This window comes from Microcoleus sp. PH2017_24_DOB_U_A (assembly GCF_020738205.1).
Lineage (GTDB): Bacteria > Cyanobacteriota > Cyanobacteriia > Cyanobacteriales > Microcoleaceae > Microcoleus.
Genome location: NZ_JAEQCT010000060.1, coordinates 45,681 through 56,705, shown reverse-complemented (window position 1 = coordinate 56,705; position 11,025 = coordinate 45,681). Strand labels below are relative to the sequence as shown.

Annotated in this window: 12 protein-coding genes; 4 read left to right on the top strand and 8 right to left on the bottom strand. The window is 44.7% G+C overall.

Annotation, left to right across the window (positions count from 1 at the left end; all coding sequences use genetic code 11):
- The first annotated feature begins 98 nt into the window (after nt 1–98).
- Nucleotides 99–224 carry a hypothetical protein gene (locus JGK07_RS17960; RefSeq protein ID WP_293192257.1) on the top strand — a complete coding sequence of 42 codons (126 nt, stop codon included), beginning with the start codon at nt 99–101 and terminating at the stop codon, nt 222–224.
- 227 nt (nt 225–451) lie between these two features.
- Here JGK07_RS17960 and JGK07_RS17955 read toward each other — a convergent pair whose 3' ends face one another.
- Nucleotides 452–1,396, bottom strand: coding sequence for a cation diffusion facilitator family transporter (locus JGK07_RS17955; RefSeq protein WP_293192255.1), 945 nt, complete (start codon nt 1,394–1,396; stop codon nt 452–454).
- A 241-nt stretch (nt 1,397–1,637) separates the two neighbouring features.
- On the opposite strand from JGK07_RS17955, the gene JGK07_RS17950 reads away from it, so the two are divergent.
- Nucleotides 1,638–1,985 (top strand): hypothetical protein, encoded by a 348-nt coding sequence (locus JGK07_RS17950; protein WP_293183136.1) that lies wholly within the window; start codon nt 1,638–1,640, stop codon nt 1,983–1,985.
- Between the two features lie 192 nt (nt 1,986–2,177).
- Here the strand turns inward: JGK07_RS17950 and JGK07_RS17945 are convergent, their stop codons facing one another.
- The 5 genes from JGK07_RS17945 to JGK07_RS17925 form a co-directional block, all read right to left on the bottom strand.
- Nucleotides 2,178–3,047: a sulfurtransferase gene (locus tag JGK07_RS17945; protein WP_293192253.1), complete on the bottom strand. Its 870-nt coding sequence runs from the start codon at nt 3,045–3,047 to the stop codon at nt 2,178–2,180.
- A 14-nt stretch (nt 3,048–3,061) separates the two neighbouring features.
- Nucleotides 3,062–3,571, bottom strand: coding sequence for a type IV pilin-like G/H family protein (locus tag JGK07_RS17940; RefSeq protein ID WP_293196663.1), 510 nt, complete (start codon nt 3,569–3,571; stop codon nt 3,062–3,064).
- 128 nt (nt 3,572–3,699) lie between these two features.
- The gene (gene mtnA, locus JGK07_RS17935) at nt 3,700–4,761 is read right to left on the bottom strand and encodes an S-methyl-5-thioribose-1-phosphate isomerase (RefSeq protein WP_293183142.1); all 1,062 of its coding nucleotides are present in this window, start codon (nt 4,759–4,761) and stop codon (nt 3,700–3,702) included.
- A gap of 304 nt (nt 4,762–5,065) precedes the next feature.
- On the bottom strand, nt 5,066–5,650 hold the full coding sequence (locus JGK07_RS17930) for a TIGR04376 family protein (RefSeq protein WP_293183144.1): 585 nt from the start codon (nt 5,648–5,650) through the stop codon (nt 5,066–5,068).
- 309 nt (nt 5,651–5,959) lie between these two features.
- A complete protein-coding gene (locus JGK07_RS17925; RefSeq protein WP_293183147.1) occupies nt 5,960–7,189 on the bottom strand; it encodes a hypothetical protein in 1,230 nt (409 codons plus the stop codon).
- 647 nt (nt 7,190–7,836) lie between these two features.
- Between JGK07_RS17925 and JGK07_RS17920 the strand changes: the two genes are divergently transcribed.
- Together JGK07_RS17920 and JGK07_RS17915 are read left to right on the top strand one after the other, a co-directional pair.
- Nucleotides 7,837–8,439: a 2OG-Fe(II) oxygenase gene (locus JGK07_RS17920; protein ID WP_293196662.1), complete on the top strand. Its 603-nt coding sequence runs from the start codon at nt 7,837–7,839 to the stop codon at nt 8,437–8,439.
- 204 nt (nt 8,440–8,643) lie between these two features.
- Nucleotides 8,644–9,264 (top strand): methyltransferase domain-containing protein, encoded by a 621-nt coding sequence (locus JGK07_RS17915; protein ID WP_293192245.1) that lies wholly within the window; start codon nt 8,644–8,646, stop codon nt 9,262–9,264.
- 25 nt (nt 9,265–9,289) lie between these two features.
- Here JGK07_RS17915 and JGK07_RS17910 read toward each other — a convergent pair whose 3' ends face one another.
- Nucleotides 9,290–9,847, bottom strand: a complete 558-nt coding sequence (locus JGK07_RS17910; protein ID WP_293196661.1) for a hypothetical protein — start codon at nt 9,845–9,847, stop codon at nt 9,290–9,292.
- Nucleotides 9,834–10,952 carry an AAA family ATPase gene (locus tag JGK07_RS17905; protein WP_293183155.1) on the bottom strand — a complete coding sequence of 373 codons (1,119 nt, stop codon included), beginning with the start codon at nt 10,950–10,952 and terminating at the stop codon, nt 9,834–9,836. The genes JGK07_RS17910 and JGK07_RS17905 overlap by 14 nt, the downstream gene beginning before the upstream one ends.
- Between the last annotated feature and the right edge of the window lie 73 nt (nt 10,953–11,025).

Here is an 11,025-nt window from a genome sequence, read left to right as displayed (position 1 = left end):
ACCTTAAATGTACGCGGAGACAGAGTAAGACTATGAAAGGTAGCATCAGTCGATGAGGCGTAAAGAATCCCCGCGCGTTTACGCCGGGGAGTATGTCAATGAGAGATTACTACCCGCTGAGGTGGTTGGGAGCTTTGGGAGCGCAAGTCGAAATTCTGGTACCTTGGGACTTGCGAGAGAAAATAGCTGTAGAAATCCAAAATACTGGCAACTTATACCTATAGTCTTTTGCCCGATAATTATTAAAGCTATTGTGGAAAACTTGCATATTTCTGTGGAAAACCCCCTTTTTCCTGTGGAAAACCACAACTAAACGAAGTGCGATTGCTCTCACCAGATTGATAGGATTTAAAAAATTGGAGGAATTGCGATCGCCTTTCATCGCCTTCCTCCTTTATCACTCAACCTGCTTTTTACTGGAAATACAGCCTAAATCTTTCTTGCTTCATCCTTACCTCTTGCTGATTCCTTCTTCCCTCTCTTGCGCCTCGTAGCTAATTTGGTCGGAATGGTAAGCAGGCGGCTCAACGTGAATTAAGATGCGTACAGGGCTGAAACGTTCTTCCAAACGGGCTTCAACTTCTTCTGTGATCCGGTGAGCAGTTTCTACATCGACAGCATTGACAATCATGTGCATATCAATAAACACTTGACGCCCGATCAGCCCGCGAGAGGCGATCGAGTGACAATTAACAACTCCGGGCACATCCATGGCAATTGCTTGGATGACTTCCGGTGCGATCGCCATTTCATCCACCAACCAAGGCAAATTTTCCGTTAAAACTTTCCAACCGCTGTGAAATACCAAAAGAGCAACTGGAAAAGACAAAAACACATCCAGGGATTGCAATTGAGGTATCTTTAAAATCTGACCTTGCCAAACACCAATCAACCCGCCGATGACCATAATTGTCACCCAAACATCGCTCATCGTGTGCTGGGCGTCAGCCACCAAAATCGCGCTACCGAGACGTTTGCCAACTCTGCGCTCGTAAAAAGTTACAAAAATATTAATCCCCAGTACCAGCAGCAAAATCCACAGTTCATTTGGGGATATTTTGACAGCTTTACCGCCGTGTAGCAGCCTTTCGACAGCACCGCTGAGAATTTCAAAACAGGCAATTCCCAGAAAAACTGCAATTCCCAGAGCTCCGAGAGCGTCAAATTTCTGGTGTCCGTAGGGATGATCGCGATCGGGTTGCGGATTGGCATAATGATTAGTTACCAATCCTAAAATATTATTAGCGCTGTCCGTGACGCTGTGCAAGGCATCTGCCAGCAAACTCAAGGAACCAGTCAGCCATCCCACGCCTGCTTTAATTGCCATCACTAGCAAGTTTAGCAATAAGGTAATGATTAAAACCTTGCGGACTTCGGAACGGTTATCGGCAACCATAGAATCTCCTCTATCAGCGATCGAGTTTTCTGGCTTCTAGTTTAAAGCGTATCAAGTCACGAAAGGTTAAAAGTATTATAGAATCTAGCTTGCAACTAGATTTATTTTCATTAATTTAGCCAAGCTTGTTGAGAGAAGTTTCAATTAATAGCATTCTCGCAGTCCAATTGAGCTGGAACGTACTTCTTTTGGGTTACTATATTTTTTAGCATTAACGATTGTATATTAAATTTCATTGCCCATGTCTCTTTCTCCGCTGACACTGAATTTAGTTGAAGGTTCTGTCTCGTTTAGCTTTTCCCCGGAAGCTGCGCGGGATTTGCAAAGTGCGATCGCCACTTTGATGGACAGCTTGAAAGCCGTAGCAGCCAAAACCGCTGGTGCTAAAGCTTCTCCCCAAAAACCGATGGAATATCGGTATGCAGGGGATGTATTTTTGGAGGTTTTCTGCAACCCAAATATTTGGGCGACTCCTTTTGCTGCGAAAGTGCTGATTACGGTTAGGGACGATCGCCTGCGCGTCACCACCGAAGCCGAACTGAGCCGCCTGCGCGACGATCTCGCTCAGTATATCGAACAAGTTGGTTGAGATGCTTCAACCTGAAACCCGTCGGTTTATCAAGGTTGCATTCTTAATGAATTAGCAGGTTTTGTCAAAGCTTAGTAGGGTGCGTCAGCTATGGTTATTTCATATATAATTAAAAAGCTCTGAGCTGACGCACCCTACGACCAAACTAAGAGGGCTGAAGCCCAACAACGTACCTCATCATTCTGAGAACCGCTATATCTCTAATTGACAAGCTCTAAGCTGAGGCAACCTACGACTTTTTTCTAACTGATAGCTATCAGCAGGCGAAGCCGACCATTCCCACATTGAACCTGCATAATTCTTAGCATCAAAGCCGAAACTTGTCAACACCGAAGTCAACCACGCAGACCTAATTCCGCCACTACAATAACTCACAATTTTAGTTGACAGCGAAACACCTTTCTGCCGCAAGATTTCGACAATTTCCCCGCGAGAGAGGAGTTGTCCCTGCTTGTCCATCAACTGTTTGTAATAAAGGTGAATTGCCCCGGGAATGTGGCCGCCCCGCGTTTCTCCGTAAGGTGTTTTACCTGCATATTCTCGCGGCTCTCGGGCATCAATAACTGCTAAATTATCATTGCCTAAAATAGCTTTTAAATCATCCCGATTGATTTCCCAAGTCGAGCGGCGAGATACGATAAAATCTCCGGGCTGAGGTGGATTATTTGCACCTGTTACGTGAGAAATTCCAGCTTTGACTAAAGCTTGATATCCTCCACCTACAAAAACAGCTTTTTCGTGTCCCAAACTTCGCAGCATCCAAACAATCCGCCCGTCTTCGCCCCATCCTTTCACGGAATTGGCGATCGCGATTACAGGTTTGTCTTGACAAATTCCCAGTGCTTGCAGTTTTTCTGTTAAGATTGTGTCATCTTCGAGAATTTTGCCTTTGTGCGGAAAGTGCGATCGCGAAAATTCCTGCCAAGTTACGGGAATAGCTGGCGGGAGACGGCAAAACCACTTTAAAATAGGTGCGCGAGCATCGAGCAAGGTAGCTCCTCGTGACAGCAACTCCTTAGCTATATCTGCACTTACTATCCAATTATCTGCTAAATTACACATCAATTAGAGATAATTTATTGAGCAACTTTTGCTGTATTAGCACCGCAGGCTACAACCCCTTTAGTATCCATTGTTGGCTTAGCTGGTTTAATCTTGCCAGAAGCAACATTTAGACACAAGATTGTTTGGGTCTTATTTCCTGCCAAAAAGACTCCACCCACAAAACTTTTGAGATTAGATTGATTCGACACTGCATAATTAAATACAGCTTTGTTTACTGTATCAATTGAATATTTGTAATTAGCTGTGTCAGCTTTAATGCCGAGAGCTAGATTAGAAACAGAACTTGTAAAACCCGTATTATTGCGATAGTAGTCTTGCTGAGCTTTATTCATTTCTACCACATATTGTTTGGCTGCTGATTCCTGAGTTTTAAGGGTTGGCGACAACTGAGCATGAGCCACTGTAGGAAACAAAACTGGTAGAATTAGAGTTGCGATCGCAATTTTTATCTGCTGGTTACGAGAGCTATAAATCATGTTTTTACCATTGCTTAAAACTTGAATGGCGGTAGGACGCTGCACGGCCGTGTCTTTACATATCTGCGGCTTTGGCTACATATTTCACGTCAAATTCATCGCTCCACCTAATTAGCCAAAGCAGTATTATTCGCAAAAATTAATCATGAACTGAGCGGTGGAGTAACATACAATTAAACTAATTGTTTTGCTTGAAACTGTTTCAAATCTTCCGGAGCAACCGTGCCGTATTCTGTGATAATTCCCGAGATTAATGCAGCCGGAGTTACATCAAAAGCTGGATTGTAAAATTCTACTCCTTCAGGACAAATTCGGGTAGTTCCAACTTGATACATTTCAACTGAATCGCGTTCTTCAATGGGGATTTGGCTACCGTCGGAAAGTTCAAAATCAATTGTTGACAGAGGAGCGGCGACAAAGAAGGGGACGTTGTGAGCTTTGGCAACAATTGCTAAACTGTAAGTGCCAATTTTATTGGCGGCGTCGCCGTTAGCAGCGATTCTGTCTGCACCGACAACTACGGCGTGAATCATGCCGAGTTTCATGCAGTGAGCGGCCATATTGTCGGCGATTAATGTGACGGGAATTCCTTCTTGCACGCATTCCCAAGTGGTGAGTTTGGCGCCTTGGAGACGGGGGCGAGTTTCGTCAGCAAAAACTCTGCCGAGTCGGCCTTCTCGCCAAGCAGAACGAAATACACCTAATGCTGTACCGTAGCCGGCTGTGGCTAACGCACCGGCATTGCAGTGAGTTAGTAAGTTCAATTTTTCGGGTGTTGCTGGTAGAACTTCTAAACCTTTGTCGCCGATATCTTTACAAGTTTGTACGTCTTCTGCTTGAATGGTTTTGGCCATTTCTAACAAAGTTTTTTGTACTTGTTCGACGGAACCGGTAGTTTGATTTGCTGTTTTGAGCATTCGGGATATTGCCCAAAACAAATTAACTGCTGTGGGACGAGTCGATCGCAATAATTCACCAACTTGTTCTAGTTTAGCCAGAAATTCAGTGCGATCGCCCGTTGAGATTTCTCGCGCCCCCAAATACATCCCGTAAGCTGCTGCTACCCCAATCGCCGGAGCACCTCGGACGATCATAGTTTTAATCGCCTCAGCCATATCTTGAGAGTTGGTAATTTCGACTGTAGCGTATTCTTTGGGCAGTCGGTTTTGCTCAATTAGCAGCACTCGGTCTTCAATCCAGGTGACGGGGGAAACGGGGGATTTTTGAGCAGTCATCGGTTTCAATGATATGAGGGACAAGTTTCTATGATGCCATGAAGGCGACTCTTCCTCCTATGTTATGAGCGATAGGCTGGATTTGCCAAAATCCCTGTCCTGCCGTTGGAGATTGGAGATTGGAGATTGGAGATTTATTGCATATTTACGAATATATGGGTACAGAATTAACAAAAATTATTGTTCAACAGGGATACTCTCGATCGGCTGTTGCGGATTTAAATTGTATATTTCCCGGAACTGTTCCCCACTCCTCAAATTCTCCTCTGGAACATAGCACGCTATCTCTCGCTCGCCCAGCAGCTTATCGACCCATATTGCGTTTCATGCGATCGAGTTCTTCCTCAGCTTCCCAGTTTTGAAACTTTTGTTCTAGAGGGTCTGCCGCCTTAAAACTGTTATAATTAGAACTCTGATTCCAACCCTTTGTATCCCAATTCTGCTCAGTTTTATCTGCTTTAGCGGTAGTTTTAGTTTTCGCTTCTGCGGCTTTGGCCCGGACTTCTTTTCGGCGCAATTGAATTTGGCGGTACAATTCTTTGGCTTTTTCTATCCGTTCTTTGCAGCCTTGCATTTGTCCCCAGCGCTGATTTCCCTGACGCAGCAAAGCTGCTTGTCGCTCTTGGGCGGCTTGAGCGAGATCCAGCCTTTGAGCTGCTTTGGCTTTGTTGGCGCGATCGTTCCAGCGCTGAATTTCTTGGGCGGCGGACAGAATTTCTGCTTGCAGTGTTTTCTCTTGTTTCTGAATCTCTAGAATCAGTCGCAGGGTGTCTTCTTCTTGTTCCTTGAGTTGTTCTTCTATTGCCTGCAATTCCAGGTGGGGGTTGCTACGCAAAAATTCTTCTAATCGGGTTTCTAGAAAGCGGCTGACATCATCAAATATGCTCATTTTTTATGAAAATTCTGTGTTATTGGTTATTTGTTATTGGTTATTTGTTATTCGTTTTTAGCAGTGGAGATTCCCCAGCGATCGATTTATTAGCTACTAACAACTGACCCTTCGACTTCGCTCAAGGCACCGCAACTGACAACTGATAACTGATATCGTTTCCGGTTGCATGGTCAGGTGATTTAACCTTTCTAGAACACTATTGACACAGAGTCCGAGAATAGAGAGCTGAATACAGGACGATGCTACCGGAATTGATATGACAACTGACAACTGACAACTGACAACTGTCAACTGTCAACTAACGGATTAGAACTTTTGTCCGACAAAAACCGATCGCACATCTCCACCCTTGCGGATAACTGCTTCTTGATTTTTGATTTCTGCCAGAGTCCAACCGCTAGCGCCGATGCTTTCACCGACATAAATTCTGCGGGCTACACCGTCTACTTCAAACAAAGCAGCCGATCGATCGCCCAATTCCAAAATCCCCACTAGCGTCTGGGCGGAAGTCGGCGCGCCGGTAACAGCCGCTGCCGATTGCTGGGGCGCTGGCGCGGATTGCCCTGCTGCTGGCGCTGGTGCTGATTCAGTTTCGCGAGCCAAAATCTTTGGCTGCACAGACTCCGAGGGGGAAGCAGCAGCCGCGAGGGGACTGCGATTGCCAGCGGTGGCGATCGCGCGACCGGAGGCAGAGGCTGACGGTGAAGGCGAACCTGCTGCGGTTTGAGAAGCTGCCGGAACCGCCACATTCACCTGAGTCGGAGCCGCCGGAGCCACAGTCACCTGAGCGGGGGGAGGGATGACTACGACTTGGGGTGCAGGTGCTCCCGGCGCGGCGGCGGCTTGTTCTAGGGCATTCGCGATGCGGTTGACTGCTGTCGAAAGACCTGCGGTTGCCGGTGGCGCGCCGGAAATTGAAATGCTCGGGAGTGTTCCTGGGGTTGCGGCTCCCGGAACTGTGGCAAGTTGCGAGTTAGCCTGAGGAGCTTTTTTTTGTTCGATCGCTACTAGCGATCGCTGCACGTATTCGACAAACTGGGTGTCTGGTGCAATTTTGCCACTTGCTGCCGGCGTCTGCGGGGTCGGGGCTGCGGGCAAGCGCACCAGTCCCGACCTGCTTGCCAGCCACAATCCCATGACTAGAAGCAGCGACCCACAGGCTGCTCCTAGCAGGATTCGGTCAAATGATTGTTTGGACTGTTTTTTGGTTGTTTCTAGGGCGACTTGGCGGGCGATCGCTGCTACCTCTTGTTCCCCGCCTCGCGGAGGTTCTGGCGCCAACTGCGACAAAACTATTTGAGGTACCGAGATGGATTTTAGCGCCACGAATTCTGCTGGTGGCATCTGCTCGGCTGGCAGTCCCTCGCTGCCGTCGAATGCTCGATCGACTCCTTCAAACAGTTCGTCCATCAACCGATCGGCGTAGGACTCTACTGCCACTGTTTCGGATGGCACTGTTTCGACGGTCGCCACCACGGCGATCGGATCGGACGCTGATTCCAAGGACATCTGTTTGGCGATTACTTTTTGAGGCATAGTTTTTTGTTGGCTCCCGCTCCTCGACAACTCTGAGATTCTCAACTTCAGATTTCTACAGGATACTTGTGATGTTGACCAATTCTTGGCTTAGAACAGGTTAATTGTAGCTCAACTCATAACAAAATTTTTAGTCTTTGGCAAACTTATTGCCCGGTCTCTACTTCTGAAGCAAGCTGTTTTCCGCCTTTTTGCCTGCTAATTTCTGCTGCCACTTTTACTCAGCCTTAGTCTCATACACATTTTAGTTTTTTTGTCAATGCCCATTCAGGGCTTTCCCCGGCTCTAGACACACAACTTGACTTTACGGCTAATCGATTGAAGAATTGGAGAATTGGAGAATTCAAGAATTGACACCAATGACTATTGAAATACAATATAAGGGACAAATAGAATTACCTGGTGAAAAAATACAGTTACATCTATAAAAAAAGAAGGTTATAGCCTTTCTCAGAAAGATGAGGTACTAATGGGCATAGGGCATAGGGCATAGAGCATAGGACTCGCGGGCATACCTCACTTTTTTGAGAAAGGCTATATATTAATGTATGAGATATTGCCAAACATTTAGGATGGCAGTTAAATAGTATTTATTTTTGCCATTTAAAAAAGTTACAAAGAAATCGTCAACATTACCTTTGAATTCCTTGAAATACTATAGCAAACATCTTAACGCTTTCTCCACTACTTATCTCAACGATTTGCGCGGAGCAATTCTCGCATCTCCTTATTTTGCCATCAATAATCTCAACCGCGACTTCATCGGTACAAAAGGGTTTTCACTGGTATTCCAGCGTTCAGAGATTGCACAAGTCGAACAGAAATTCCCCTGCTTCAAACCCTATCTAGACCAAGCCCTACAGTCAGCTTGTAATGCTTTTTACCTCAACCCTCTACTGCTGAAAGAAGGTTCTCGCGTCGATCCGCATATCGATCGATCTTTGCGATCGTATTGCAAAACAGTTGAACCGCCCGCGACAGTCAGCGTATTGTATGTGCAAGTACCGACAAATCTGGAAGGCGGAGAGTTGGTGTTGCGCTGTCACAAAAAACAAGTCGGGCAAATTAAGCCAGAAGCAAATACGCTGGTGTATTTCCAAGGAGACTTAACCCATTCTGTGAATGCAGTTACAAGTCCTGGGACTCGCCTGAGTTTGGTTTGCGAACAGTACAGTTTGAGTGAAACAGAATTAGCAGATATTCCCGGATTTACATTAGAATCTCGGGCTGTAAAATCCAAAATAAAATAAGACAGTTCCGAGCTTTCATCTAATAAGCTGAGGTGCATCTAAATTTCACAGTTAAGTTTGATAAAATTATTGTGGAGTGGGCGTCTCGCCCGAAAAATTCACTTAGATTTTGATAAAATTATTGTGGGGTGGGCGTCTCGCCCGCACAAAAAACCTAACTTAGATGCGGAACAGCTTATTATGTCTTCCTTCTAATTAAAAATCATGTACTCAGATCCAGTTCAAACAGAATATTCTCGCCTCGCCAAGCGATATGATAGTCGTTGGTCATTTTATGTCAATGCCACAATTGGGGAAACACTCAACCGTCTAGAAATTAACCAAGGAGAACGTATTTTAGACCTTGGTTGTGGAACCGGGGTTTTAATCCAGCGTCTGTTACAGGTGTCTCCAGAATCAGAAGTTATCGGAATTGACGCCTGTGCCGAAATGCTCGAAATTGCCAAACAGAAACTACCTGAATTTGTGGAGTTAAAACTAGGTAGTGCTGACAACCTGCCATTTCCCAGCAACTATTTTGATCTAGTAGTTTCAACCAGTGCATTTCATTTTTTTCGAGATCCATTCCAAGCACTCCAAGAAGCAAAACGGGTTCTCAAACCTAATGGTCGTCTAGTGATTACAGATTGGTGTTATGATTATCTAACTTGCAAGGTTTGTGACTTTTTCCTGCGATGTTTTAACCGCGCTCATTTGCGTACCTATGGAGTCGCGGAATGTCAAGCGATGATGCAAAGTGAGGGATTGCAAGAAGTTGAAATTGAACGATACAAAATCGATTGGTTTTGGGGGATGATGACAGCGACAGCAGTCAATCGATTTTAGATTTTAGATTTTATGATTGATTAACTCATTGATCCAACAGTGATAACACCCGCTGTAATTCCCCACAAGCTGCCTGAAGCGATGGCGGTGCATCTTCTGGTAAGCTTTGAGAATAACATCGATCGGCTAAATTCTCAACATAGGTTTTGCAAATAGCCTCATTTTTCTCATATTTTGCGTAAGCATCCTCCTCATTCACAGTTTCTCCCTGCAAATAGTGTATCCAAGTCTCAATATTGCGCTTGGGGACGAAAATTGCGATCGCCTCATGGGATTCCCTCTTTTCCTGAGCATCTTGATCGAGTATACTAGCTAACTGATTTAGTCTGTCTTGTGGCGTACCCGTATCTGCATCAATTAATACCACTAATGCGATCGAAACCCGGTTTCTATTTTGGCGATAAGCTTTCACTTCCACCGGATACTGACTGCGTACATACTGTTCTCCAGATTGGCTACCGGGCGGACAAATCTTAGTCCGAAATAGACCTGTGAAACCTCGCTTTTTCAGGAAATGACGGGCAAAAACCTCCTGCTGTCTGTCCTCGCAGAGAATGACAATCTGAACTCTACGCTGACTCATTCAACCATCCCCGTGCAATCAATTCAGAAACTGGCAATCCAGAATTATCAGCTACTTCACTACTAATTCGTTTAACTCGAACCGCAGCATTGCTTTGACGCTCAAACCAATAGCCAATCGGTGAAGCTAACAGATAGTTAATTAACTCAGGATGGTGAGAAATTAGTAAAGCTTGAAGTTTTCCCTCGTTACAAAGGTCATAAAGTTCAATCAGCCAAGGTTGAATTTCTGGTAATGCTAAAAAGTTTTCCGGTTCATCAATCCACAAAGTATAGTCTTCAGATTTTGTACCGTGAATCAGGGTATATAAAGCAACTAGGGTTTTTTGTCCATCCGACAATTCTCCCAAGCGATATTCAATTGGTTTGATATTGTCTGTTTCTCCTGAAAACCGCAGTTTTAACAACACATTTTCTTCGCTGACTCGCTCAAATTTAAAATTGTTGAATCCATTCAAAACATCTTTTAAAATATTTCCTATTTCCGCAACCTTACCTTGATCTTCAGATAAGTAGCGATACCAAGAAACAAAATTTTCCATTTTTGGAGTCAAACGCATTTGTTCTTGCTTGCTTTCATCAACCATCAAGCTGGGAACAACTTGCACGATGATAAATCGCGCCATCCGTTCTCTAAACCAAGTTAACTTCGTGTTGTCGTTTCTTGGCATTAATGAAGGCAGAATAGATTGCGACCAGTCAAACTGGTATTTCGGGCCTGGCGAATAATCATCTCGATAGAGTTGAACTTCGCCGAATTCAAATTGTAGTAAAAGTCGGTTATCAAAGAGCAGACTCTCGTACCTAACACGACATTTATCTCCATACTCATCGATTTGTAATTGATATGTGTAGCAGCCGTCATTACCGAGAATTTCTAGCTCGAAACGCTGAATTTGTAAGGTTTGCCAGCGGGTGAAGTCCGCAGGTTTGAAAATTCCTTCTACCTTACTGTCGCCGCTGATAAATGCTTGAATTTTTTGCAATACTTCAAAAACAGTCGATTTACCTGAACCGTTAGCACCTAGAAATAGATTAATTGCATCAAAGTCAAGTTCAAAGTTTACCAGACAGCGAAAATTGTCAATATATATTCGTTTCAGCATGGGATTTTTTTACTTATAATTCCTCTAGCTCCTGTCATTGTTAACAGGAGCCAAACACAACACTCGGACAACC

Coding starts and splice junctions, on each gene's coding strand:
- JGK07_RS17960 (WP_293192257.1), top strand. CDS start 99: ATGAGAGATTACTACCCGCTGAGGTGGTTGGGAGCTTTGGGAGCGCAA.
- JGK07_RS17955 (WP_293192255.1), bottom strand. CDS start 1,396: ATGGTTGCCGATAACCGTTCCGAAGTCCGCAAGGTTTTAATCATTACC.
- JGK07_RS17950 (WP_293183136.1), top strand. CDS start 1,638: ATGTCTCTTTCTCCGCTGACACTGAATTTAGTTGAAGGTTCTGTCTCG.
- JGK07_RS17945 (WP_293192253.1), bottom strand. CDS start 3,047: ATGTGTAATTTAGCAGATAATTGGATAGTAAGTGCAGATATAGCTAAG.
- mtnA (WP_293183142.1), bottom strand. CDS start 4,761: ATGACTGCTCAAAAATCCCCCGTTTCCCCCGTCACCTGGATTGAAGAC.
- JGK07_RS17930 (WP_293183144.1), bottom strand. CDS start 5,650: ATGAGCATATTTGATGATGTCAGCCGCTTTCTAGAAACCCGATTAGAA.
- JGK07_RS17925 (WP_293183147.1), bottom strand. CDS start 7,189: ATGCCTCAAAAAGTAATCGCCAAACAGATGTCCTTGGAATCAGCGTCC.
- JGK07_RS17915 (WP_293192245.1), top strand. CDS start 8,644: ATGTACTCAGATCCAGTTCAAACAGAATATTCTCGCCTCGCCAAGCGA.
- JGK07_RS17910 (WP_293196661.1), bottom strand. CDS start 9,847: ATGAGTCAGCGTAGAGTTCAGATTGTCATTCTCTGCGAGGACAGACAG.
- JGK07_RS17905 (WP_293183155.1), bottom strand. CDS start 10,952: ATGCTGAAACGAATATATATTGACAATTTTCGCTGTCTGGTAAACTTT.